Source organism: Bradyrhizobium sp. HKCCYLRH3097 (assembly GCF_051167875.1).
Classification (GTDB): domain Bacteria; phylum Pseudomonadota; class Alphaproteobacteria; order Rhizobiales; family Xanthobacteraceae; genus Bradyrhizobium.
The window spans coordinates 325304-348080 of the sequence record NZ_JBNPTX010000006.1; the positions used below are offsets into that span (position 1 = coordinate 325304).

General features: G+C 67.2%; 24 protein-coding genes. 13 read left to right on the forward strand and 11 right to left on the reverse strand.

Features of this window, described 5'->3' with window-relative positions; translation table 11 throughout:
- Positions 1-30: 30 nt before the first annotated feature.
- Positions 31-1281 carry an ergothioneine biosynthesis protein EgtB gene (gene egtB / locus ACQR0U_RS17430; RefSeq protein ID WP_434843520.1) on the reverse strand — a complete coding sequence of 417 codons (1251 nt, stop codon included), beginning with the start codon at positions 1279-1281 and terminating at the stop codon, positions 31-33.
- A gap of 303 nt (positions 1282-1584) precedes the next feature.
- On the opposite strand from egtB, the gene grxD reads away from it, so the two are divergent.
- Complete coding sequence (gene grxD, locus ACQR0U_RS17435) at positions 1585-1923, forward strand: Grx4 family monothiol glutaredoxin (protein WP_315826304.1); 339 nt, start codon at positions 1585-1587, stop codon at positions 1921-1923.
- A 9-nt stretch (positions 1924-1932) separates the two neighbouring features.
- The gene (locus ACQR0U_RS17440) at positions 1933-2502 is read left to right on the forward strand and encodes an O-acetyl-ADP-ribose deacetylase (RefSeq protein WP_434843586.1); all 570 of its coding nucleotides are present in this window, start codon (positions 1933-1935) and stop codon (positions 2500-2502) included.
- A 53-nt stretch (positions 2503-2555) separates the two neighbouring features.
- Here ACQR0U_RS17440 and ACQR0U_RS17445 read toward each other — a convergent pair whose 3' ends face one another.
- From ACQR0U_RS17445 to murI, 6 genes are all read right to left on the reverse strand, one after another.
- Positions 2556-3623: a threonine aldolase family protein gene (locus ACQR0U_RS17445; RefSeq protein WP_434843519.1), complete on the reverse strand. Its 1068-nt coding sequence runs from the start codon at positions 3621-3623 to the stop codon at positions 2556-2558.
- 74 nt (positions 3624-3697) lie between these two features.
- Positions 3698-4252, reverse strand: a complete 555-nt coding sequence (locus ACQR0U_RS17450; protein ID WP_434843518.1) for a hypothetical protein — start codon at positions 4250-4252, stop codon at positions 3698-3700.
- 204 nt (positions 4253-4456) lie between these two features.
- Positions 4457-5074, reverse strand: a complete 618-nt coding sequence (gene rpsD / locus ACQR0U_RS17455) for a 30S ribosomal protein S4 (RefSeq protein ID WP_011925811.1) — start codon at positions 5072-5074, stop codon at positions 4457-4459.
- Between the two features lie 213 nt (positions 5075-5287).
- Positions 5288-6112, reverse strand: coding sequence for an acyltransferase (locus ACQR0U_RS17460; protein WP_315749314.1), 825 nt, complete (start codon positions 6110-6112; stop codon positions 5288-5290).
- Positions 6113-6353: 241 nt separating this feature from the next.
- A complete protein-coding gene (locus ACQR0U_RS17465) occupies positions 6354-7127 on the reverse strand; it encodes an HpcH/HpaI aldolase family protein (protein WP_434843517.1) in 774 nt (257 codons plus the stop codon).
- A 12-nt stretch (positions 7128-7139) separates the two neighbouring features.
- Positions 7140-7937 (reverse strand): glutamate racemase, encoded by a 798-nt coding sequence (murI, locus tag ACQR0U_RS17470; protein ID WP_316202225.1) that lies wholly within the window; start codon positions 7935-7937, stop codon positions 7140-7142.
- Between the two features lie 1001 nt (positions 7938-8938).
- On the opposite strand from murI, the gene ACQR0U_RS17475 reads away from it, so the two are divergent.
- From ACQR0U_RS17475 to ACQR0U_RS17515, 9 genes are all read left to right on the forward strand, one after another.
- Entirely contained in the window at positions 8939-9268 is a 330-nt protein-coding gene (locus ACQR0U_RS17475; RefSeq protein ID WP_315714817.1) for an ArsR/SmtB family transcription factor, read from the forward strand.
- Positions 9265-9744, forward strand: a complete 480-nt coding sequence (locus ACQR0U_RS17480) for an SRPBCC family protein (RefSeq protein ID WP_315826298.1) — start codon at positions 9265-9267, stop codon at positions 9742-9744. Before ACQR0U_RS17475 ends, ACQR0U_RS17480 begins: the two co-directional genes overlap by 4 nt.
- A gap of 18 nt (positions 9745-9762) precedes the next feature.
- Positions 9763-10176, forward strand: a complete 414-nt coding sequence (locus ACQR0U_RS17485; RefSeq protein WP_315826297.1) for a GFA family protein — start codon at positions 9763-9765, stop codon at positions 10174-10176.
- Positions 10177-10623: 447 nt separating this feature from the next.
- Positions 10624-11064, forward strand: a complete 441-nt coding sequence (locus ACQR0U_RS17490) for a CopG family transcriptional regulator (RefSeq protein ID WP_315714988.1) — start codon at positions 10624-10626, stop codon at positions 11062-11064.
- A 4-nt stretch (positions 11065-11068) separates the two neighbouring features.
- Complete coding sequence (locus tag ACQR0U_RS17495) at positions 11069-12316, forward strand: extracellular catalytic domain type 1 short-chain-length polyhydroxyalkanoate depolymerase (protein ID WP_434872197.1); 1248 nt, start codon at positions 11069-11071, stop codon at positions 12314-12316.
- A 192-nt stretch (positions 12317-12508) separates the two neighbouring features.
- Complete coding sequence (locus tag ACQR0U_RS17500; RefSeq protein ID WP_315714813.1) at positions 12509-12781, forward strand: hypothetical protein; 273 nt, start codon at positions 12509-12511, stop codon at positions 12779-12781.
- Between the two features lie 166 nt (positions 12782-12947).
- Positions 12948-13709 carry an ABC transporter ATP-binding protein gene (locus tag ACQR0U_RS17505; RefSeq protein WP_315714812.1) on the forward strand — a complete coding sequence of 254 codons (762 nt, stop codon included), beginning with the start codon at positions 12948-12950 and terminating at the stop codon, positions 13707-13709.
- Positions 13703-16069, forward strand: coding sequence for an ABC transporter permease (locus tag ACQR0U_RS17510; RefSeq protein WP_316202319.1), 2367 nt, complete (start codon positions 13703-13705; stop codon positions 16067-16069). Before ACQR0U_RS17505 ends, ACQR0U_RS17510 begins: the two co-directional genes overlap by 7 nt.
- Positions 16070-16071: 2 nt before the next feature.
- Positions 16072-17271, forward strand: coding sequence for an efflux RND transporter periplasmic adaptor subunit (locus ACQR0U_RS17515; protein ID WP_316202224.1), 1200 nt, complete (start codon positions 16072-16074; stop codon positions 17269-17271).
- A gap of 25 nt (positions 17272-17296) precedes the next feature.
- Here the strand turns inward: ACQR0U_RS17515 and ACQR0U_RS17520 are convergent, their stop codons facing one another.
- The 4 genes from ACQR0U_RS17520 to ACQR0U_RS17535 all read right to left on the reverse strand — a co-directional run bounded on the left by ACQR0U_RS17520 (position 17297) and on the right by ACQR0U_RS17535 (position 19970).
- Positions 17297-18394, reverse strand: a complete 1098-nt coding sequence (locus ACQR0U_RS17520; RefSeq protein ID WP_316170309.1) for a D-alanine--D-alanine ligase family protein — start codon at positions 18392-18394, stop codon at positions 17297-17299.
- Positions 18395-18510: 116 nt separating this feature from the next.
- A complete protein-coding gene (locus ACQR0U_RS17525; protein WP_315714986.1) occupies positions 18511-19047 on the reverse strand; it encodes a thermonuclease family protein in 537 nt (178 codons plus the stop codon).
- A gap of 157 nt (positions 19048-19204) precedes the next feature.
- Positions 19205-19390, reverse strand: a complete 186-nt coding sequence (locus tag ACQR0U_RS17530) for a hypothetical protein (protein WP_315714985.1) — start codon at positions 19388-19390, stop codon at positions 19205-19207.
- Between the two features lie 166 nt (positions 19391-19556).
- Positions 19557-19970, reverse strand: a complete 414-nt coding sequence (locus ACQR0U_RS17535; protein WP_316164436.1) for a hypothetical protein — start codon at positions 19968-19970, stop codon at positions 19557-19559.
- 500 nt (positions 19971-20470) lie between these two features.
- Between ACQR0U_RS17535 and ACQR0U_RS17540 the strand changes: the two genes are divergently transcribed.
- Together ACQR0U_RS17540 and ACQR0U_RS17545 are read left to right on the forward strand one after the other, a co-directional pair.
- Entirely contained in the window at positions 20471-21325 is an 855-nt protein-coding gene (locus ACQR0U_RS17540) for an HWE histidine kinase domain-containing protein (protein WP_315714808.1), read from the forward strand.
- Between the two features lie 361 nt (positions 21326-21686).
- Positions 21687-22703: a zinc-dependent alcohol dehydrogenase family protein gene (locus ACQR0U_RS17545; RefSeq protein WP_315749326.1), complete on the forward strand. Its 1017-nt coding sequence runs from the start codon at positions 21687-21689 to the stop codon at positions 22701-22703.
- Positions 22704-22777 lie beyond the last annotated feature (74 nt).

The following is a 22777-nucleotide window of genomic DNA, read 5'->3' on the forward strand; positions in this document are numbered from 1 at the left end:
CGCGACTGTCGGGCAACGAATGCTGATAGCTCAGGTGTAGTCGGCGAGCCGGAGCCCGGTGAATTGCCAGCGATGATGCGGATAGAAGAAGTTGCGATAGGTGACACGGCTGTGGCCCACCGGCGTCGCGAGCGATGAGCCGCGCAGCACCAGTTGATTGACCATGAACTTGCCGTTGTACTCGCCGAGCGCACCCTCCATGGCACGATAGCCGGGATAGGGACTGTAGGCGCTGCGGGTCCACTGCCAGACAATGCCGAAGGCATCGTTGAGCTGGTTGCCGCGCGCGGCGACCTCCCATTCCATCTCGGTCGGCAGATGCTTGCCGCGCCAGCGGGCAAAGGCGTCAGCTTCGTAGTAGCTGACGTGGCACACCGGAGCAGCGGGATCGACCGGCCGCAGTCCGCCCAGCGTCATGATGCGCCATTCGCCCTCGACCTTGTACCAATGCCCGGGAGCCTGCCAGCCCTCGCGGCTGGCGGTGGCGAAGCCGTCCATGAGCCAGAGTGTGGCGGTCCGGTAGCCGCCGTCATCCATGAAGGCGAGCCACTCGGCATTGGTGACGAGATTGCGCGCGATGCCCACCGGCCCGACCAGCGCGCGATGGGCCGGCTCCTCATTGTCGAAATGGTAACCATCGCCGGCGTGCCCAACGGTATGGATGCCCTCGGGGAGGTGAACCCAATCCTCGCCCGTTTCCGTGGGGGCAGGGAAGGTCCAGGAAGGATCGTAGGCCGGGGCCGTCGGGTTCTGCGCGAACGCATGCAGGATATCGGTCAGCATCAGCTCCTGATGCTGCTGCTCATGGTTGAGGCCGACCTCCACGAGCGGCGCCACCGCGGCCAATGTGGCGGTATCGGCGCTGCCCAGGAAGTCCACCATCGCCGCATCGACATGCCGCCGATATGCCGTGACGTCGGCCACGCCCGGGCGGGTGATCAGGCCGCGCTCGCCCCGCGTGTGGCGCGGGCCGGCACTGACGTAATAGGAATTGAACAGGAACGCGTAGTCGGCGTGAAAAGGGGTATATCCCCGGCAGTGCTCGCCCAGCACGAACTGCTCGAAAAACCAGGTCGTATGGGCGCGATGCCACTTGGCCGGACTGGCGTCCGGCATCGACTGGATGACCTGATCTTCCGGGCTCAGCGGCGCCGCGCGCCGCTCGGTCTCGCCCCGGACGGCGAGGTACGCATCGGTCAGGCGCCCGGCGAGGGAGCCGGACCTGGTCTGAAGCGCATCAGTAACGGGGATCGGGGCCGTAGCGGAGGCAGAACTGGTCACGAGGGTCTCCGTTTGCCAGCAGAAAACGATGTTCGACGGAACAAGTTCCTTTCGACAGTTCGTCCTAAATAGGGGCTTGGTTACGGGATGAAACCCTCGTGCCGGCTATAATATTGCTGCCGTCAGCCTATGGTCCGGCCGGGGCCTGGGTCGCCGGCCGATCCTCGGCATTTTACTTTGGTTGAACAACGGTTTGCGCTACATATAGAGGAGTGACGGTCGGCTGCGGACGAAACCCGTCCGGTGGCGATCAGCGCGCACCGAGCCCCAGGCGTTCCTTGAGGCGCCCTAGAGGAAGCGAAGATGAGCATTGAGCAATTCATTGACAATGAAGTGAAGTCGAACGACGTCGTCCTGTTCATGAAGGGGACGCCGCAGTTTCCGCAGTGCGGATTTTCCGGCCAGGTCGTGCAGATCCTGGACCACGTCGGCGTCGGCTATAAGGGCCTCAACGTTCTCGAATCCGCCGAGCTGCGCAACGGCATCAAGACGTTCTCGAACTGGCCGACGATTCCGCAGCTCTATGTGAAGGGCGAGTTCGTCGGCGGCTGCGATATCGTACGCGAGATGTTCCAGAGCGGCGAGCTGCAGCAGCTGTTCAGCGACAAGGGCATCCCGGTCGGCACGGCGGCCTCTGTCTGAGCTATCCGGCTGAGCTATCCGGTCCGAAAGGTCGGCGCGACCCGATTCGAGGTCATCGTCGCCGACATCACCAAGCTCGGCGTTGACGCCATCGTCAACGCCGCGAACTCGTCTCTGCTCGGTGGTGGAGGCGTCGACGGTGCGATCCACCGTGCGGCGGGACCGGACCTCGTCATGGAGTGCCGCATGCTCCATGGCTGCAAGACCGGCGAGGCCAAGATCACCAAGGGCTACCGGCTGCCGGCCCGCCACGTGATCCACACCGTTGGCCCGGTCTGGCAGGGCGGCGACCGCGGCGAGCCGGAGCTGCTGGCCTCGTGCTACCGGCGCTCGATCGAGCTGTGTCACAAGCATCGTTTGGACTCGGTCGCGTTCCCCGCGATCTCGACGGGCATCTTCCGCTTCCCTGCGGATCGTGCGGCATCGATAGCGGTCGCCACTTCGATCGAGACCATCAGCGCGGAGACGTCGCTGTCGCAGATCGTGTTCTGCTGCTTTTCCGATGCGAGTGCCGAGTTGCACGATGAGGCGTTGAGCCGGGCCGTCGAGAGCCGCGCTCGCAAGGGATCGCCGCGCTGACAGCGGCGTGCCCTGTGCGGCATTAGGTCTGCCGGGCGCGCGCGCGATGGTCCTCATGCCCTGCGTACGATCTCCCTGACGTGGCCGATCGTCTCTTCGATCATGGCGGCTGTCACGTCGAGATGGGTGCAGGCGCGGATGCGGCCGTCCATCATCGCCAGCAGCACGCCGCGCTTGCGCAATTCACTCACCATCGTCTCGCCGGACACGCCGGCGCCGTCAGGCTTGAAGAACACCAGATTGGTCTCGGGCTCCTGGACCTCGACGCCCTGGATCTGCGACAGCCCGCGTGCCAGCGCCCGCGCATTGGCGTGATCCTCGGCGAGCCGGTCGACGTGATGATCGAGCGCATAGATGCAGGCCGCGGCGACCACGCCGGCCTGGCGCATCGCGCCGCCGAGCCGCTGCTTCCAGCGCCACACCTCGTCGATGAAGGCGGCGCTGCCGGCGAGCACGCCGCCGATCGGCGCGCCCAGCCCCTTAGAGAAATCGATCCAGGCCGAATCCCAGCCTGCGGTCATCTCGGCCGCCGGAATGCCGGTGGCAACCGTCGCGTTGAGCAGCCTTGCGCCGTCCATATGCGTCGCCATGCCGTTCGCCTTGGCGATCTCGGCGATCTCGTCGAGCGCGGCCTTCTTCCAGATCGTGCCGCCGCCGATATTGGCGGTCTGCTCGACGCTGACGACGGTCTGCGGCGGCTGGTAGCGCGAGCGCGGATGCAGCGCGGCGCGGAACGTCTCCGGTGTGAACTGTCCGTCGGGCCCCTTCAACTGCGTCACCTGGAAACCGCCGAGCGCCGCATGCGCGCCGCCCTCGCGCGAGATGATGTGCGCGGTCTCGTGTGCCAGGATCTCGTCGCCTGGGCGGCAATGCACCAACGTCGCAGCGACATTGCACATCGTCCCCGACGGCATCAGCACCGCGGCCTCCTTGCCGAGCAGCGCGGCGACGCGGCCGCACAATTCATGCACGGTCGGATCGTCGCCGATCTGCTCGTCGCCGACCTCGGCCCGCGCCATGGCCTCGCGCATCGCGGGCGTCGGGCGGGTCTGCGTGTCCGACAACAGATTGACGCGCAAGGGTGGCGCCTTGGGATCGCGCGGGGGCGGGGTGTAATACATCGGCGGTCCTCGTTCGGCTTATCACGACCCGGACCTTACCCAACTCGCATCGCCCCCGCAAAACGCCTCCTCGATTACGCCGCGCGCGGCGGGTTGAGCCAGATGTCCGGCCGCCGCAACGGCTTGCTCTCGATCGGCTCGGCGACCAGCGGCGGCGCCTCGGTGCAATCGAACACCCAGGGTTCGAGCGGGCTCTGCCGCGACGGTGAAAGAAGCAGCGCGGCGCCCGGGCGTTGCCGCTTGATGTTCCAGCCCATGTTCACCGCGGCCCAGCCGACCAGCATGGTGTGCCATTCGTCGGCGAGCTCGCGCGAGTCGTCGAAACAGTGGAGGAGCTCGAGCGCGTAGGGATCGTGGCGAAGCTGCGCATCGGCGAAGGTGAGCCCGGTCCCGACATGGCGGATCACATGGGCTGTCGCATCGGACTGGACGTGCCAGCAGGAGCGTTCGAGGAGGTCGAAGACCGTCGAGGGATAGAGGCCGTCGTTGAAGCGGTAGCGGACGCCGGATGTCCGTGCGCGTAACGGCGGAGCGCTGAGCGGCGGCGCCCGCAACGGCGGCAGAGGCGGGGCACCGACCGCACCGGTCGGCAACGCACCGAAGATGATATTGCGCCTGTTGAACTCCATGGCGAACGCCCCGCTACTTTACAACTGCAGACAGTGAATCACGGGACGGAGTAGCTGTCAGCCCAGGTTGGGGCGAATTCGTGGCAGGTGTGGCATTCGGGAATCGGTTCGCCCCATCCGAAAACAAGCCCAAAAAGAAAAGGCCCCGGCGCGTGCCAGGGCCTTCGGATTATCAGATGGGACCGGACCGCGGTCCGGTCAAGATCAGCGCGAGTAGAACTCGACGATCAGATGCGGCTCCATCTGCACCGCGAACGGCACGTCCGACAGCGCGGGGATGCGGATGAACTTCGCGGTCATCTTGGAGTGATCGGCCTCGATGTAGTCGGGCACGTCACGCTCGGCGAGCTGGGTCGCTTCCAGCACCACGGCGAGCTGCTTCGAGGCTTCCTTGACCTCGATCACGTCGCCCGGCTTGACCTGGTAGCTCGCGATGTTGACCTTGCGGCCGTTCACCTTGATGTGGCCGTGGTTGATGAACTGGCGCGCCGCGAACATGGTCGAGACGAACTTGGCGCGGAAAACCACCGTGTCGAGACGGCGCTCGAGAATGCCGATCAGGTTCTCGCCGGTGTCGCCCTTGAGACGGCCGGCCTCGACATAGATGCCGTGGAACTGGCGCTCGGAGATGTTGGCGTAATAGCCCTTCAGCTTCTGCTTGGCGCGCAGCTGCACGCCGAAGTCCGAGAGCTTGCCCTTGCGGCGCTGGCCGTGCTGGCCGGGGCCGTATTCGCGGCGGTTGACGGGGCTCTTCGGGCGGCCCCAGATGTTCTGGCCCATGCGGCGATCGATCTTGTACTTCGCCTCACTGCGCTTAGTCATCGCGTCCTCTTCGATCAAGTTAGGGTTTGAGGAAACGCGCCCTCCTGTGTGTCCGGGAAATCCGGTCCACCGACAGGCCCCTCCCCAAAGCATGAAGGGAGAAGGCCACGGGTCGCGAAACGCAACGCGGGCCGAAAGCGGCCCGCGAGCAGGGGGGTCTTAGGCGAGAAAGCGCCGGTTTGTCAAACCGCAACCGCCGCTTTTGCCGACAAATCACCCTTTCGGCCCCCTCAGGACGGTCATTTTCTGCCGCGCCGCCTCGCATCCCAGGTCGGCCTCCGCCGGCCCGCGCCCGGGAACCGGGCGGGCCCGCAGCTCGGCCGCGATCTCGCCATTCAGCACCTGCTCGAGCCGGATCGCCGTCCGGGCGATCATGGCGCCGTCGGTAACCCGGTGATCCCAACGGATCAGGATGGGAATCGTCTGGTCCGGCCCGACGACGTCGTAATTGATGATGAACGGTCCCGGGCTCAGGGCAAGGAGCTGGCCGCCGCCGCAGGCCGCGACGCTGGTGACGGAGAAATTGCCGAACCAGTTGGCGCGCTGGCGGCCGAAATTCAGCCCGACCCACCAGGCGAACCGGCGCAGTGGCAACGGCAGCCGGGTCGCCCGCATGATCTTGCGGAACATGGCGACGTCCCCGACCGGCGCCTCCTTGCCCTGCCGGATCACCGCGTCGATCTCGGCCAGCGACATGTCCTCCGGCCCGGAGACGCGCTGCGGCAGCACGCAATCCTCGCCATTCTCGACCCGGGCAATGGTGACGGTGGCGACGCTGCGCGGCAGCTCGTAGAGGCAGCGCCGCGGCCACCCGGTGTAGAGCGTGCGCAGGACCGGCTCGTCGCGGGCGACCAGGGCGAACGCCTTGACGAAGAGCGCGGCGAAACCGGGCGGGCGGACGGCCGCGGCGCGGGCCTCCAGCAGCGGCCCGATCTGGATCGTCCGGGCCAGCGAGACGAACGGCACACCACGGGAGGCGAGCATCAGATCGATGATCAGACGGCGGTGCAGCGAAATCGGCCTGGTGGTTCCGCGCATCCTGAACCTGTCGCTCCCGTTCGTTCTGCTTGGCCTGGTCCGGCTCCCCGGCGGCGGCTGCTGTTAACACCGCAGGCCGGGTTACGGAAGCGCCGTTCGAGGGCGCCGGCGAGGCGAGCGGCTTGGCCTCACACCCCGAGCACGGCCGGCGACAGACCGAAAATCATCTTCTTCCTCATGGTCTTCTTCCGCAAAGTTGTTTTTCGTTTGAAACATGAAGCGCGGCTCGAAACGGCGCGAATCAGCGCTTGATCCCCTCGAAGCTCGCGGCGATGCCGCGCTGGAACAAGGACCAGTCGAAGCCGAGCGCCAGCGCCACGTAACCGCGCGCGATCATCGCATTGGCCTGATCGGCCGAGCGCGCGGCGCCGCCGATCGGCACGCCTGATCTGAGGATGCCGGCCTCGGCGCGGGCGATCAGGGATTTCACTTCGGGATCATCGAGCTGGCCGCGCTTGTTGATCGAGGTGGCGAGATCGCCCGGGCCGATCACCGCGATGTCGATGCCGGGCGTGGCCATGATCTCGTCGATCCGCTCGACCGCCTCGACATGCTCGATCGTGACCATGCAGACCATGTCGTCGTCGGCGGTGGCCATGTAGTCGGCCATCGAGACGTTCCAGTGGAACGGCGCGTGGAACGGACCCCACAGGCGGTCGCCGCGCGGCGGATAGCGCACGCTGCGCACGGCCTTCTCGGCGTCCGCGCGGCTGGAAATCATCGGGAAGTTGATGCCGAGCGCGCCGAGGTCCATCGGCGCCTTGGCGAGATGCGGCTCGTTGGCGGCGATGCGCACCAGCGGCACGCAGGGCGTGCCTGCGGTGGCCGTGATCATCGCGTGCGCGGTGGAGAGATCGATCGGCCCATGCTCGAGGTCGACGATGATCCAGTCGAGCGACTGCGCCATGATGCGCACGGTCTGGATGCTCGGGATGGTGGCGATGGCGCCGAAGGTCGGCCGCTTGTCGCGCCAGGCCTGCTTGAGGCGGTTGAGCGGTTTGGGCGCTGCGGCCATCGGCGGTCTCCGTCAGGCCGGGACGCGGCCGCCGAAATAGGGCGTGAGCGCGCGGCCGAGCTGATGTGGCTTGCTCGAGGTGAAGATCATGGTGGCGCCGCCATTGTCGGGGCCGCCGGCCGAGGGGCCCAGCAGGTCGACGACACGGCGCGCGATGGCGGGCGCGGGATCTATCCAGGTCACCGGCCAGGGCGCCAGGCGTTCGAGCCGGTCGAGCAGCAGCGGATAATGCGTGCAGGCGAGCACGACGGTGTCGGTCCGGCCCGCGGGATCGGCGGCGTCGCCCACGAAGCAAGGCGCGATCTCGGCGGCAATGGCCGCGTCGCTGACCTGGGTTCCGCTGAGCGCGGCCTCCGCCAGTGACGCGAGTTCCGGCGAGCCGACCAGCGTGACGGCGCAGCCCCGCGCGAAGTCGCGGATGAGGGCGTGGGTGTATTCGCGCTGCACCGTCGCCTTGGTGCCGAGCACGGAGACGCGCTTCGTCAGGGATTGCGCGCAGGCCGGCTTGATCGCCGGCACGGTGCCGACGAACGGCGTCGCGTAGGCCGCGCGCAGCGGCGCCAGCGTCTGCACCGAGGCGGTGTTGCAGGCGATCACGACGAGGTCCGGCTCGTGCGCGGCGATCAACTCGCCCATCAGCGGCACCACGCGGGCGATCAGCGCCGCCTCGCTGTGATGGCCGTACGGAAAGAACGCGTCGTCGGCGACATAGACGTAGTGGGCATCGGGCCGCGCCCGCACCACCTCGCGCAGCACGGACAGGCCGCCGAGGCCTGAGTCGAAGACGAGAATCGTAGGGCGATGGGTCACGCGGCGAGTCTACCGGATCGGGGAGGCGGATTCAGTCGGTTTTTCTGCGGGATTTGGCGGGAATGAGGCGCTTGGGTGTGTTCGGGCAGCGGGGGCGAAGGTTCAAAGCTGCGCATTGGGGCCACGGTGGCTGTCAAAATCTCAGTGTCATCCGGCGAACGCCGGGATCCATAACCACCGGCGGGGTTGGGCGTGCGAGCTGGACGCTCCAGCGTGCGTCACACGACCGCTGCGGAGTATGGTCCCGGGGGCGGCGCCGCGCCAACGCTGACGCGTTGCCGCAGCTTGCCCGGGACGACAGTGGAGATGGAGGCGTCATGCCGAGCGAAGCAATCCAGAGTCTCGCGACGACTCTGGATTGCTTCGTCGCTGCGCTCCTCGCAATGACGCTGAAACATGAATGACGCTGAAACATGTGCTCTCATCCTCGCGCCCGCTTCCGCGTCCGAGTGTTGCTCGTCTGATCGCCCTCTTCAGAATGAGGGCGCGGGAAAGGCCGGGTGCCGGTCGCACCCATGGCCCGCCTGCGAAAAAAATGCAGGCGGCAGGAACCACAGGTACGGGCCGGATCATCCCGGCCTTCCCCGCGCAATGGTTTGAACGGCTTATACGTGATCTCCCCGGGGATCGGCTTTCTTGCCCCCGTCGCCAGCGCGCTCGTCGTACTTGCAGCGCCGGCTTGGCATCAGCACCGGGATGCCAGGACCACACGATTTCGCCGTGCGCATCGGATCGTTCGTCGGCATGATTGCTCATGCTGCAACCCGACACGCCCACCGCATCCCGCACCCAACGTTCGTGACGATCGCGAAACGCCCCTCAATCGAGGCGGGACGCGACACCATAGCATCAAATTCTGAAAAACGGAAGAACAAAAATTCGGATTTTCGAGTGGGCGATTTAGCCGTGAGGTTGGCTCCCCTTGCCATGGCGAAATGCCAGGCGGTCTTTCCAATAATATTAGCATTGACTAATTGATTAGTGATTGCTATTGTTTTTCCATGATCCAGCCTGAACCCATCACTGCCGTCATGCGCGCGCTGGCCGATCCGACGCGGCGTGCGGTGTTCGAGCGCATCGTCGAGGCCGACGAGATCACCGTCGTCGAACTCACCCGCGGCAGCACCGTCACGCAGGGCGCGATCTCCCAGCATCTGAAATCCTTGAAACAGGCCGGCCTGGTCTGCGAGCGCCCCGAGGGCCGCAAGGTCTATTACCGCGCGGAGCCACGCGGCCTGGAGCCGCTGGCCGACTGGATGAGCCATTACGGCGCGTTCTGGCGCGACCGCTTTGCCAATCTGAGAAACCTGCTGAAGGACATCGATCCATGAACCAAGCCGTGAACGCGGATACGCGGGCCATTGTCGTCGAGAACATCTTTCCGCATGCGCCGGAGATCATCTGGAAAGCCTTGACCAACGGCGAGCTGATCGGCCGCTGGCTGATGGCGCCCAAGGGCTTTGAGCCGATCATCGGCAATCGGTTCACCTTTCAAACGACGCCGGCCGGCCAATGGGATGGCACCATTCACTGCGAGGTGCTGGAGGTCGTGCCGAACGAGCGGCTGTCCTACGCGTGGAAGGGCGGCCACGACAGCAATGTCGGCTACGGCGCGAAGCTGGAGACGGTGGTCACCTTCAGTCTTTCCAAGGCGGACACGGGCACGCGCCTTCGCCTGGTGCATTCCGGCTTCGTGCTGCCGACCAATGACACCGCCTATCGCAAGATGGGCGAGGGCTGGAAGACGGTCGTCAAGAAGCTCGATCAGATCGCCGCCGAACAGGCGTCATCGCAGCGGCCGCATTGAAACAAGCAGGAGAGCGACATGACGAAGTCCTATGCCGGCGGCTGCGCCTGCGGCGCGGTGCGTTACGAGATCACGGGCGAGCCGGCCGTGATGCTGGACTGCCAATGTCGGCAATGCCAGCGCGACAGCGGCACCGGGCATCAATCGCACCTGACCTTCGTCGCGGCGGAGGTGAGGGTCGAAGGCGAGGTGTCGCATTGGCAGACCACAGGCGACGGCGGCACCGTCAAGCGGCGCGCGTTCTGTCCGACCTGCGGCTCGCACGTTCACCTGACATTTCCCGCGATGCCCGAGGTGTTCATCGTCCCGCCGGCCAGCCTCGACGACCCCGGCCGCTACAAGCCGCAACTGGTGTCGTGGACATCAGCCGGATACGCCTGGGATCACCTCGATCCGGCGCTGCCGAAATTCGAGAAGATGCCGCCCCGGTGAGTCTTGGTGCTTGGGGCGAACGAGACGAGCATTTCCTGAGAATCGGCAATTGGCCGTGGGATGAGCTCTCGCCGTCTCCAATGCTGTCATGCTCCGCCAAAAGCGGAGCATCCAGTATTCTGCTGCAGAAGATACCGAACCGAAAAACCTCGGCGTACTGGATCGTCCGCCTTCGACGATGACCAGGGTTACGGCCCCGGGGTTACTGTGCACTACACTAACGACGGCGTGCGCGGCGGTGGGGCAGTGGCGACTGCACGCTCTATCTTGCCCCTCCGATGTTGGACCGGCCCTTTCCTCGGTTGCTGCATCGAGCCGGGCCGCGCTGGCAGGCGATAGGATCGACAGGAAGCTCGCGGCATCACCGGTTCCCTGGCGGAACATTGCGCTTGCGCCTTGAATGTCAACGGTGGGCATCCATATGCCATCCATGCACCATCCCGGTGGATGGTGGAATTGGATGCCGCTGTGCCCGACAACGTCCACCCACTCCGCGGGAAAGTCCCGGACACCGAGAAGATCACCGTCAATCTCGGCTACGTCGATCTCGGTCAGGTCGATCTGATGGTGCGGGAAGGGTTCTATTCCAACCGCACCGATTTCATCCGCACGGCGATCCGCAACCAGCTCGACCGGCACGCCGACGTGGTCAGGCAGTCGACGGTGCGCAACAGCCTGGACCTCGGCTTGCGGCATTACAGCCGCGCCGATCTCGAAGCGGCGCAGCGGGCAGGGCAGATGCTGCAAATCAACGTGCTTGGGCTTGCCACCATCGCCGCCGATGTGACGCCCGAGCTGGCCCGCGCCACCGTCGCCTCGGTCTCCGTGCTGGGCGCACTCCATGCCACCCCCGCGGTCAAGGCCGCTCTCGCCGACAGAATGAGGTAGCGCGATGCTGAACCCAGAGATCATGCGCGAAGCGACGCGCCTGACGCGGGCCGGCCAGTTGGGCGAGGCCACGGCGTTGCTGCAACGTATGCTGCGCGGCGACAGCGCACCGGCGGCAGCGGCGGATCCAGTGCGATCAGCGCCGGCGCGGCTCGCGCCCCCGACCATCGAGGGACAGGCGACGCGCGTCAGTGAGCGCGACCGGCCGTCCGCGAAGGTTGCCCCGGCGCAAGCGCGCGCCATGCAGGCCAAGCCATCGCACAAGCCATCGCAAGCCAAACCATGGCAAGCCAAGCCCGCTCAGGCGCGCCAGCGACCCGTCCGGCGCGAAGATCTCGGCGAGCTGCCGGGCTTCGGCCTGCGAGGTCCGCATCTGCGCGCGCCTTCGGCGCGCGACACCCCCCCCGAAGGTGCAAGATTCGTCCAGGCCAGCTTCGGCAATGCGGCGGGACGCCGGAGCTACAAGCTGTTGATCCCCAGCAGGGCCGAGGGCCGTCAGCTTCCGCTCGTCGTCATGCTGCATGGCTGCACACAGTCGGCGGACGATTTCGCGGCCGGCACACGGATGAACTTCCTGGGCGAGGAGCAGAGCTGCCTCGTCGTCTATCCGGAGCAGCCGAGCGGTGCCAATCAGTCGAAATGCTGGAACTGGTTTCGCACCGGCGACCAGCAGCGCGAGGGCGGCGAGCCGTCGCTGATCGCGGGCATCACCCGCCAGGTGATGCGCGACCATGCTGTAGATCCCAGGCGCGTCTATGTCGCCGGCCTGTCGGCCGGAGGCGCCACGGCCGCCATCATGGCCGCGACCTATCCCGATCTCTACGCCGCGGCGGGCGTCCATTCCGGTCTCGCCTGCGGGGCCGCGCGCGATCTTCCCTCGGCGTTGATGGCGATGCGCCAAGGCGCCGGCCACACGGCGGATCGGAGATCGGCTGTGCCGACGATCGTCTTCCATGGCGATCGCGACACGACCGTGCATCCCGCCAACGGCGACCGGGTCGTTGCGCAGGCGACCGGCGCCATGCGCGGGACATCGTCGGTCGTGCACGGGCGGGTGCCTGGTGGCCATGCCTATACGCGGACGATTCTGACCGAGCCGAGCGGGAAGGTGACGTCGGAGCACTGGACCATCCACGGTGCCGCTCACGCCTGGTCCGGCGGCAGTCCGGCCGGATCCTACACCGATCCGAAAGGACCGGATGCGACGCGGGAGATGCTGCGGTTCTTCCTCGCGCAGTCACGCGCGGACTAGCAAAACGGTGGCGCCCGTGAATATGCCGGTGGCGCTGCATTCCATCGTGCGGGGGCAATACATCTGCACATCTGCGCGTCGCTGCTACCGGCAACCATGATGCATCTCCCCCGTTAAGCGGGCACGAATATCCTGGCGGGTGTCGTCCTCGGGAGGGCGCATGACCATGTCACGACCAACGCGGGTGGTCCGATGTCGCGATTCCTGAACTGGTTCTTCCGCAATCGCGCGACCGGCGAGATCACGATCGCCCAGATGCCGAACCCCGCTCTTTGGATCGTGCTGGCGGGCAGCCTCGTCGGCTGGGTCTGGCATCCGCCGGGTCAGACAGGCGCCAATCTGGATTGTCTGGTCAAAGCCAGTCTCTTCGTCTGGGCGTTCGACGAACTCCTGCGCGGCGTCAACCCCTGGCGCCGCTGCCTCGGCGCAGCCGTGCTGGTGTATGTGATCGCGACCGCGGTCTGATGGGCATCAGCGCGCTGGCCGCGTGATGATGTGGCCCGCTTGACATGCATCAACGGATGACGATCGCTGCCGACCGATGGTCGGGGATGTCATCCGATGTCGAGGATTCAGGCGTGAGACGTCTCGCACGTTCGATGCGGGCCTTTGGTGCAGGAACCGCAGCCCGATGAGTTCGGCCGTCACCAACGACGGGGGCCCCGCCGCGCCTTCTGATCGGCCCGGCGCCGCCCCGGTGTTCCGCGCGCGCAAGCTCTCGAAGACCTATCGGATGGGCGAGGTCGAGGTGCATGCGCTGCGCGATGTCGACCTCGACATCTACGAGGGGGAGCTCGTGGTGCTGCTCGGGCCGTCGGGATCGGGCAAGTCGACCCTGCTCAACATCCTCGGCGGACTGGACAGCCCGACGTCGGGCGAAGCGCAATGGCGCGATCATCAACTGGTTGGCGCCGGCGATGCCGAGCTGACGCGCTACCGGCGCGAGCATGTCGGCTTCGTGTTTCAGTTCTACAACCTGATCCCGAGTCTGACGGTCCTCGAGAACGTCGCGCTGGTCACCGAGATCGCCGACAAGCCGCTCGATCCGCTCGAGGTGCTCAAGCTCGTCGGCCTCGAGCGGCGGATCGACCACTTTCCCTCGCAACTGTCCGGCGGCGAGCAGCAGCGCGTCGCGGTGGCCCGCGCCATGGTCAAGGCGCCCGACGTGCTGTTGTGCGACGAGCCGACCGGCGCGCTGGACTATGAGACGGGAAAGGTCGTGCTCGCCGCGATCGCCCGCGCCAACGCGCAGCTCGGGACGACCACCATCATCATCACGCACAATGCGGCGATCGCCGGCATGGCCGATCGCGTGCTCCGGCTCGGCGGCGGGCGCATCGTCGGCGAGACGCGCAATGCGCGGCGCCTCTCGGCCGATGAGGTGCGCTGGTGAGCCTGCTGGACCGCAAGCTGTGGCGCGACGTCGGCGCGATGCGCGGACAGGTGGTCACGATCGCGCTGCTGGTGGCGGCCGGTGTCGCCGTGTTCGTCGGCTCGGTCTCGACCTATTTGTCCCTGCGCGGCGGCTGCGAGCAGTTCTATGCCGACGGCCGGTTTCCGCAGATCTTCGTCACGCTGAAGCGGGCGCCGCTCGCGCTGGTGCCGCGGCTCAATTCCATTCCTGGCGTGGTCGCGGTCGAGCCGCGCATCGTGCGCGAGGTCATCGTCGATTGGCCGGCCGTCTCGCAACCGGTCTCGGCCCGCCTGGTGTCGCTGACCCATGCCGGCGACGAGCCCCTGGCGCGGTTGCATCTGCGCCGCGGCGCCGCGCCCGAGCCGGGTGCCGCCCGCAGCGCCGCGGTCAACGAGGCGTTTGCCGAGGCCAATGGCGTCAGTCCGGGTGACGACATCCGCGTGCTGCTCAATGGCCGCGTGCAGGGCTTCCGGGTTTCCGGCATCGCGTTGTCGCCGGAATATGTCTACGCGGTGAAGCCGGGATTGCCGATCCCCGACGATCGCCTCTACGCCATCCTGTGGGTCGACCGGAGCGCGGCCGAGGCCGCCTTCGACATGAAAGGGGCGTTCAACGATGCCGTGGTCGCGCTCGCTCCGGGTGTCGATCCCAAGCCCGTGATCGAGGAGCTCGACCGGCTGCTCGAGCCCTATGGCTCGATCGGCGCGATCGCGCGGCGGGATCAGCCGTCGAACCGCTTTCTCGAGGACGAGCTGAACCAGCAGAAGGTGATGTCGATCACCATCCCCATCATCTTCTTCGGTGTCGCCACGTTCCTGCTCAACGGCGCGCTCGGGCGGCTGGTCGCCGCGCAGCGCGAGCAGATCGCGGCGCTGAAGGCGCTCGGCTTTCCGACGCTGCGGCTCACCTTCCACTATCTCAAGCTGATGCTGGTCATCGTGCTGATCGGATCGGTGCTCGGCATCGCCGGCGGCGTCGGCTTCGGCCATGCCATGATCGCGAGCTATCAGGGGTTCTTCCGTCTTCCGGAGCTGCCGTTTCGGCTGGCGCCATGGGCGGCGGTGGCCGGTGTCGCGATCAGCGTCGCGGCGGGCGCCCTCGGTGTCGTCACGGCGCTTCAGGAGGTCGTCGGCCTTGCGCCGGCGGAGGCGATGCGGCCCGCGATGCCGCTGGGGTTCCGCCGCTCCTGGATCGAGCGCATCCTGCCCGGCACGGCGTTCGGCGCGCGGCGGATGATGATGCTGCGCAACGTCGCTGGGCGGCCGTTCCGTTCGCTGTTCACCATCGTCGGCATCGCCTTCGCGGTGCCGATGATGGTGCTCGGGATCTTCTGGCGCGACGCCATCGGCGAGATGATCGAGCTGCAGTTCAATCTGGTCGAGCGCGGCAACGCCACGATCACTTTCATCCATCCGATGGACCGCGCGATCCTGCGTGACCTGGCGCGCCAGCCTGGTGTGCTCGCGATCGAGGGCCAGCGCATCGTTCCGGTGCGCCTGCGCGCCGGGCACCAAAGCTACCTCACCTCGGTGATCGGACTGGCGGCCACCGACGAGCTGCGGCGACCGCACGATTCCGCGCGTCGTCCGATCGTCGCGGCGCCCGATGGCATCACGCTGACCCGACGCCTTGCCGAGCGCCTGGCGCTGAGCGCAGGGCAGGTCGTGACGGTGGAGGCGATGGAAGGCCACCGCCGGCGGCGCGACCTGCCGGTGAGCGCCATCGTCGACGAGGCGATCGGCATGGCGTCCTACATGGACATCGACACGCTCAACCGCTTCACCGGCGAAGGCGCGGTGATCTCGGCGGCGAGCCTCCAGGTCGAGCCGGCGGCGCTGGTTGCGCTCGGCGCGAGGTTCAAGAGCATGCCGAAAATCGAATCCGTGACGATGAAGGCCTACACCCTCGCATCCTTCATCGAGAAGATCGCGGGCCTCGTGTTCGTCACCGCCGGCATCCTCACCGGCTTCGCCGCGATCATCACCGTGGGCGTGGTCTACAACAGCGCCCGCATCAGCCTGCAGGAGCGCGCCTGGGAGCTCGCGAGCCTGCGGGTGCTGGGCTTCACTCGCGGCGAGGTCGCGGGCATCCTGTTCGGCGAGTTCGCGCTGGACATCGCGGTCGGGATTCCGCTCGGCCTGTGGCTGTCGCACGCCATCATCGGGCTGATCGCGCGCCTGCATTCCAGCGAGAGCTTCCAGATCCCGGGCGTGATCGCGCCGCAGACCTACCTGATCGCGACAGCGGTGGTCTTGGCCAGCGCCGCGATCAGCGCCATCATCGTCCGCAGGAGGGTGGATCAGCTCGATCTGGTCGCGGCCCTCAAGACCAGGGAATGAGCATGCCACCCGTTTTGCGCCGCGTCGTCATCGTATCGAGCGTTCTGGCGGCGGCCGCCGTCATCGCCTGGATGCTGATGCCCGGCCCCGTCCCGGTGGAGACGGCCGCGGTGACGAAAGGGCGGTTCGTTGCCACCGTCGAGGACGACGGCAAGACGCGGGTGCGCCAGCGCTACGTCGTGGCCGCGCCGCTCGCCGGCCGTCTCGGCCGCATCCGCTTCAAGGCCGGCGACCAGGTCAAGGCCGACGACGTGGTCGCCACAATCATGCCGGCGCCGGCGCCGCTGCTCGATCCGCGGGCCCGCCGCGAGGTCGAGGAGCTGCTCGGTGCGGCCGAGGCCAATGTCGAGCGCGCCAAGGAGGTAGTGGCCCGAGCGCAGGCGCAGAGCGCACAGGCGAGCGCCGATCTGGCGCGTACCACGGCGCTGGCCGCCAGCGGAGCCGCGACGGCGCAGGCCCGGGAGCGCGCCGAGCTCGCGATGCGGATTGCCGAACGTGACCTGCGCGCCGCCGAATATGCCGACCATGCCGCCGAGCACGAGCTCAGCCAGCTCAGGGCGATGCTGGCGCGCTACGGGAGCAAGACCGATGCCGATGCGCCGGCGGATAGCTGGAGCGTGACCGCGCCGGTCGGCGGGCTGGTGCTGAAAGTGATCCAGGAAAGCGAGACGACGGTGCAGCCAGGCGCGGCGCTGCTCGAGCTCGGCGATCCCCGTGATCTCGAAGTGGTCATCGACGTGCTGAGCACCGACGCGGTCGAGATCCGTCCCGGCGCCGAGGTCACGATCGATCGCTGGGGCGGGGCAGGCCGCCTGTCGGGCCGGGTTCGCCGGGTCGAGCCGGCGGCCTTCACGAAGATCTCCACGCTCGGCGTCGAGGAGCAGCGGGTCAACGTGCTGATCGACATCGTCTCGCCGGCCGAGCAATGGCAGCGGCTCGGCGATGCCTATCAGCTCGATGCGCAGATCGTCGTCTTCACGCAGGAGGATGCGACCATCGTTCCGACCGGCGCGCTGTTCAAGCGCGGTGACGACTGGTCGGTGTTCGCGCTGAAGGATGGGCGCGCCGAGTTGCGCACCGTCCGGCTCATCCGGCGCTCGGGCCGGTTCGCCGCCGTGGCCGACGGCGTCGCCAGCGGCGATGTCGTGATCATCTATCCCAGTGACCGGGTCGCCGCCGGCGTCAAGGTGGCGCCGCGCTGACCTGCGGCGGCCGCAGACGCGTTCCTCAGCGCTGCGACGCCAGTTGCCTGAGCCGGGCATGGCGCGCCAGCGCGTGTGCGACCAGGCTGTCCATCAGCGCCGGCTGGGGCAGGCCGGTGGCCTCCCACATCTTCGGGTACATGCTGATGTTGGTGAAGCCCGGCAGGGTGTTCACCTCGTTGACGTAGACCTCCTCGCCGCGGACGAAGAAGTCGACGCGCGCGAGACTCTCGCAGCAGAGCACGCCGAACACCTCGGTGGCCATTTTGCGGATGCGCGCGGCGAGAGCGGGTTCGACCTGCGCCGGGACGTGCAGCGAGGCGCCCTTGGCATCGGTGTATTTGGCCTCATAGGAATAGAAGCCGTGGCTGTCGGCGGGCACGATCTCGCCGAGCTCGGAGGCGGCGACCTCGCCGTCGGCATGCTCCAGCACCGCGCATTCGATCTCGCGCACCGGGCTGATGCAGCGCTCGATCAGGATCTTCAGGTCGAAGCGCAGCGCCAGGCGGCAGGCGGCTTCGAACTCCTCGGCACTGCGCGCCTTGGAGATGCCGACGGAGGAGCCGAGATTGGCCGGCTTGACGAACAGCTCGGATGACCCGACGGCGTCGACCGCCGCCGCATAGGTCACAGGCGACGCTTCCGTCATGGTGACGAACGGCACGATCGGCAGGCCGGCATCGCGCAGCAGGCGCTTGGCGACGTCCTTGTCCATCGCCGCCGCCGATCCCATCACGCGGCCGCCGACATAGGCGACATCGGCGAGCTCCAGCGCGCCCTGCACGGTGCCGTCCTCGCCGTTCGGACCGTGCAGCACCGGAAACACGACGTCGAAGGCGAGCTCGCGCGGGGCGCCGTCGCCGATGACCAGCGCGCGGCCCTGGCCGGCCGGCAGCAGCACGATCTGCGGGCCGTCAGCGGGTACGGTCAGCGCCGCGCCCGTGCCGTCATTCGCAGCGTCGGCGAGCACCCAGCGTCCGTCGGTGGTGATGCCGATCAGCGTGACGGCGTAGCGACCGGCATCGAGCGAGCGGACGATGTTGGCCGCCGAGGCCCGCGAGACGTCGTGCTCCGCCGAGCGCCCGCCGAACAGGATCGCCACGCGCGTCTTTGTCTCCGTCATCGTCCTCATCCAGCCCTGATCTCTGCGATGCGCGACCGTACAGCCAGAGGCCAACGCGTGGCAATTGAGGTGTTGTGTCGGGTGTGGTGGAAGGCGACGTCGTCATGCGGCGGCGCTCACCGCCAGCCGATCCCGCCGTCCGAGCACACCGACGTCGTACCGCCGGCATGCATGCAGCTCCGATAGAGCGGCGGCGCGATGAAGCGGCCCGACCAGATGCCGCGGCCGGCGCGGCGGGCGGCGCGCTGATCGGCGGTGTAAACGCCGCGCGAATATTGCGGCTCCTCGACCGCAAGCCCGCGCGACACCATGAACTGGCCGAGATCCGTCGCGCCGGCGGCGCAACGCGCGACGATGCGGCCGTAGCGATCGCCATCGACCGGCAGGCAGCGCAGAACCTTGCTGCGCGTGAACGCGTCCAGCGTGTTGGCGGCCAGCGCGCCGCAGCGATATGGCTTGCGGTCGCGGCCGCGGCAGAGCTGCGCGCTTTCGGGCGCGTCGATGCCCCACAGGCGAATCCGTTCGCCGTGAATGTCCAGCGTGTCGCCATCGACGATGCTGACGCGGCCGACGAGCTCAGCGGCTGTGGCGGGGAAAGCGAGGAGAAGCGGCAGAACGAGGCAGGCGAGACGGGGGAGGAGACGTCGCAAGATCGGCACCTGTGGCGCTGAGAGGGGCGTGATCGCTCGCTGCGCGAATCGATCGCGGATCATCCCGATCTATAGCGAATGGGAGGTGCGCGATTGTGTGGCGAGCACCGCAACAGCAGCGGAGCGCAATCGGCGCAGTTCGTCCGGCGAGCGTCGCGGTTCAGCGCAGGCTCGCATTCTCTGCGTGCCCATCCCGTGCGCGCGCCGCGTGCTCGACCTCGGCGGCGAGCATGCTCAGATGCTCGGCCAGGCGCGCGAACAGCTCGCGCTTGTCGCGGTCGGTGGCGAGATCACGAATGAGGGCGCATTCCGCTGCGTCGGCCCGCAGCTTGTCCGGCTGGGTCATCAACTCTGACATGTTCCGCTTCCCTGCCGCGCCGGCAAGTTTTCGAAACAACGGATCGTCATGATTGTTCCGGGTGTCCATGCATTTTTTCGAGCGGCGCCGTCAGCGCCTGATCGGAGTACCTCTATGGGGATGCGAGATGACGCGACGCTCGGCATTCGACTGTCTATCGTTCACCGGGCCACCATGTCGAGGCCGGATGCGCGGCCGAGATCTTGGTCGCGCGCAATGCCACCAGCGCGCTGCGCTTGTAGGGACGACCGCGCAGCCGCGAGCAGTCCTGGCAGCGCATGTAGCGCTCGAGTTCATGGATTGGCGTCGTCTTGGCGCGCCTGATGATGTCGAGCGCAACGGTCTGATTGGTGTCGCAGCCGAGGCAGCGCACTTCGAGATAGTAATAGCCCGCGTTGAGCGCGTCGCCGAGCAGCGGCGACGGCTGCGCCGGTCCCTTGTAGCCGAGCATCCGCTTGTTCCAGGCGTCGCAGGCCAGACGATCCGCTTCCTTGCGCGCGCGCGCGGCCTGCTCCTGCGCGATGCGGATGCCGGCACCGTAGAGTCTCTCGCGCGATTTCGTCGTCATGACCGCCATGATCGACGCTGCGGCGCTCAGCGGCAAGCCGCTAGGGTTAGCGCAGCAAGAGGCGCCGGATACAAGCTCTCTCGCGTGCAGCGTTCCGATACCGTTGTCTTTCAGTTCATCGGCGCAGCCGGCGACGAGCTCATCATGCAACGTCCAGCATTCGTGCTGCGCCGACGCGACGCGGAGTAGCACTGATGGTGTCGAGCAGAGGCGCTGGGGGCGCAGGGGCCATGTAGTCACGCTTGCCGGTGGCGGCGCAGCGGTCGCTTCTCCCACCACGCGGCATGATGCGTTCCGTCTGGCGCAACAGGGCCGTCAAACGCAACGGCGCGGCAAAAGTTCCTAAAATTTTTGCGCCCATGCGGCAGTTGCTTCAGCTTGTTCCTGCAGGCGTCCGGCGATAGACCTTGCGCTCGGGGTCAATCGTGCGCGCGGGTCGGAGTTTCTCAGATTGGATCGTTCGGGGCAGACAGTGGTCGGCGACCACGTTTCTGCTCACCATGCTCGCCGTCGCGATTTCGACCGCGGGCCGGATCGGGCTGGACTATGCCGGCGCGACGCTGCCCTACGCGACGTTCTACCCTGCGGTGGTGTTCGCCGCGCTGCTCGGCGGCATTCCCGCGGCCATTTTTGCCGCCTGGCTGTCTGCCACCGTGGTGCTCGTCGGCTTCACCGATCGTCCCGATCATGCCGAGGCGATCAACCTCGTCGGATTCCTGAGCACCGCGGCGCTGATCATCTGGCTCGGGCATCTCTGTCGCGGCGCGCTGATGGAGCTGAAGCGCAGCGAGCATGCGCGCGAGTTGCTGCTCGGCGAGCTGAGACATCGCGTGAACAATCAGCTCGCGTTGTTTCAGGCGATCGTCAGATCGAGCCTGTCGGGCGAGGATCGCGCCAAAGGGGAAGCGATCGCGCTGCGGCTCGACGCCGTCGCGCGCGCCAACAGTCTCGCCTGGTCGGACCACCGCCTGATGACCTTGCGCATGCTGCTCGACGTCGAGCTGCAGCCGTATCGCGCCTCCGGCGCCGTGACGGTGGACGGCCCGGACATGCCGTTGGGGCCGGAAGCGGTGCGTAATCTCGCGCTGGTGTTCCACGAACTTGCGACCAACGCCGTCAAATACGGCGCGCTGCGCGGCCAGGGTGGACGACTCGAGGTCCAGATCGCGCAGGAGGGCGGCCGCGGCAGCGTGGCCTGGCGCGAGCTCGGTCCGCACCCGATCGAGCCGCCCGGGAAAGAGGGCTTCGGCACGCGCATGATCCGTGCGAGCCTTGCGGCGATCGGCGGCAGCATCGAGCAGGATTATCGCGACGAAGGTCTGGTCTGCCGGATCAGGTTCGACGCGGCGATGTGAAGGCCCGGTTCCTCGCAGGCGTCGCATGTCTCGCGGCGCGTGGCATGGCTGCGATGCGAAACGCGCAGCGGCGTTGCTGCGTATGTGTTCGATGGAACGGCGCGACATGCTGCTGCTGGCTGGATTGCTGCTGCTGGCACTCACCATTACCTGGGTTGGCACGGAATATGTGCTGAACCATGTCGTGATCCCGCTGATCGATGACTGAGAGCCGGCGGCGCCGCGACCATCGGATTTGCGTTGCGTTCGCGTTGTCTGTCCGCCGCGCGGAACGAGGCTCGGCTTGATCGCCGGCACGAAACGCTTCACCATTCCCGGCAGAACAACGAAGCGGCGACGCCGCTTGGGCGGGAGACATCGGATGCAATGTTACGAGCTGCAGGGGCCCGGCGGAATCGATGCGCTGGCGCTGGTCGACAAGCCCGTGCCGCAGCCGGGGAGGGGCGAGGTGCTGGTGCGGCTGACGGCGGCGAGCATCAACTATCGTGACCTGATCACGGTGAGGGGCGGCTACGGCTCGCGGCAGAAATTTCCGCTGGTGCCGCTGTCCGACGGCGCAGGCGTGGTCGAGGCGGTCGGTGAGGGCGTCACAGCATTCGCGACCGGCGACCGAGTCATCGGCAGCTTCTTCGAGAGCTGGACCGGCGGCGAGCCGAGCGAAGCGAAGATGCGTGCGGCGCTGGGCGGCGCCGTCGACGGCACGTTGACGGAGTATCGGGTGTTTCCCATGCACGCGCTGGTGCGGACGCCGGCGCATCTCACCGACGTCGAGGCCGCGACATTGCCGTGCGCCGGCGTCACCGCCTGGAGCGCGGTGATCAAGCTCGGCGGCATCAGGCCCGGCCACACCGTGCTGACGCAAGGCAGCGGCGGCGTCTCGATCTTTGCGCTGCTGATCGCGAAGATGGCCGGCGCGCGGGTGATCGCGACGTCGTCGAGTGAAGCCAAGATCGCGCGGCTGACGGCGCTCGGCGCCGATGTCACGCTGAACTACAAGCAGGTGCCGGATTGGGGCAAGAAGGCGCGCGAGATCACCGGGCAGGGCGTCGATCTCGTGGTCGAGGTCGGCGGCGTCGGCACCTTGAACGAGTCGATCCGCGCCACCCGGATCGGCGGCACCATCGCCTTCATCGGCGTGCTCGCCGGTGCGCCGGCCTCGGAGCTGCGGCTGCCGCTGATGGTGATGCAGCAGCAGCGGCTGCAGGGCGTCACGGTCGGCTCGGTCGACGATCTCCAGGCGCTGGCGAACGCGCTGACGCTGCATCAGGTGAAGCCGGTGGTCGACCGCGTGTTTCCGTTCAGCGAGGCGCGCGAGGCGTTCCACTACATGGCGAGCGGCGCGCATCTCGGCAAGGTGACGATCGCGATCGGGGGATGAGTGACCACGCTGCTGTCGGCGACTGCGTCATCGAAGCAGGGCAGCACTCTTAGCCTCACTCTCTCCGCCGTCAT

Bases quoted from the DNA above. Each gene is read 5' to 3' on its own strand.
- ACQR0U_RS17545 (WP_315749326.1), top strand. From the start codon at position 21,687: ATGCAATGTTACGAGCTGCAGGGGCCCGGCGGAATCGATGCGCTGGCG.
- ACQR0U_RS17535 (WP_316164436.1), bottom strand. From the start codon at position 19,970: ATGACGACGAAATCGCGCGAGAGACTCTACGGTGCCGGCATCCGCATC.
- ACQR0U_RS17530 (WP_315714985.1), bottom strand. From the start codon at position 19,390: ATGACCCAGCCGGACAAGCTGCGGGCCGACGCAGCGGAATGCGCCCTC.
- ACQR0U_RS17485 (WP_315826297.1), top strand. From the start codon at position 9,763: ATGACGAAGTCCTATGCCGGCGGCTGCGCCTGCGGCGCGGTGCGTTAC.
- ACQR0U_RS17520 (WP_316170309.1), bottom strand. From the start codon at position 18,394: ATGACGGAGACAAAGACGCGCGTGGCGATCCTGTTCGGCGGGCGCTCG.
- ACQR0U_RS17480 (WP_315826298.1), top strand. From the start codon at position 9,265: ATGAACCAAGCCGTGAACGCGGATACGCGGGCCATTGTCGTCGAGAAC.
- ACQR0U_RS17465 (WP_434843517.1), bottom strand. From the start codon at position 7,127: ATGGCCGCAGCGCCCAAACCGCTCAACCGCCTCAAGCAGGCCTGGCGC.
- ACQR0U_RS17445 (WP_434843519.1), bottom strand. From the start codon at position 3,623: ATGTATTACACCCCGCCCCCGCGCGATCCCAAGGCGCCACCCTTGCGC.
- ACQR0U_RS17450 (WP_434843518.1), bottom strand. From the start codon at position 4,252: ATGGAGTTCAACAGGCGCAATATCATCTTCGGTGCGTTGCCGACCGGT.
- ACQR0U_RS17505 (WP_315714812.1), top strand. From the start codon at position 12,948: ATGAGTTCGGCCGTCACCAACGACGGGGGCCCCGCCGCGCCTTCTGAT.
- ACQR0U_RS17515 (WP_316202224.1), top strand. From the start codon at position 16,072: ATGCCACCCGTTTTGCGCCGCGTCGTCATCGTATCGAGCGTTCTGGCG.
- ACQR0U_RS17490 (WP_315714988.1), top strand. From the start codon at position 10,624: ATGGTGGAATTGGATGCCGCTGTGCCCGACAACGTCCACCCACTCCGC.
- rpsD (WP_011925811.1), bottom strand. From the start codon at position 5,074: ATGACTAAGCGCAGTGAGGCGAAGTACAAGATCGATCGCCGCATGGGC.
- grxD (WP_315826304.1), top strand. From the start codon at position 1,585: ATGAGCATTGAGCAATTCATTGACAATGAAGTGAAGTCGAACGACGTC.
- ACQR0U_RS17500 (WP_315714813.1), top strand. From the start codon at position 12,509: ATGTCGCGATTCCTGAACTGGTTCTTCCGCAATCGCGCGACCGGCGAG.
- ACQR0U_RS17495 (WP_434872197.1), top strand. From the start codon at position 11,069: ATGCTGAACCCAGAGATCATGCGCGAAGCGACGCGCCTGACGCGGGCC.
- ACQR0U_RS17540 (WP_315714808.1), top strand. From the start codon at position 20,471: ATGCTCGCCGTCGCGATTTCGACCGCGGGCCGGATCGGGCTGGACTAT.
- ACQR0U_RS17475 (WP_315714817.1), top strand. From the start codon at position 8,939: ATGATCCAGCCTGAACCCATCACTGCCGTCATGCGCGCGCTGGCCGAT.
- ACQR0U_RS17460 (WP_315749314.1), bottom strand. From the start codon at position 6,112: ATGCGCGGAACCACCAGGCCGATTTCGCTGCACCGCCGTCTGATCATC.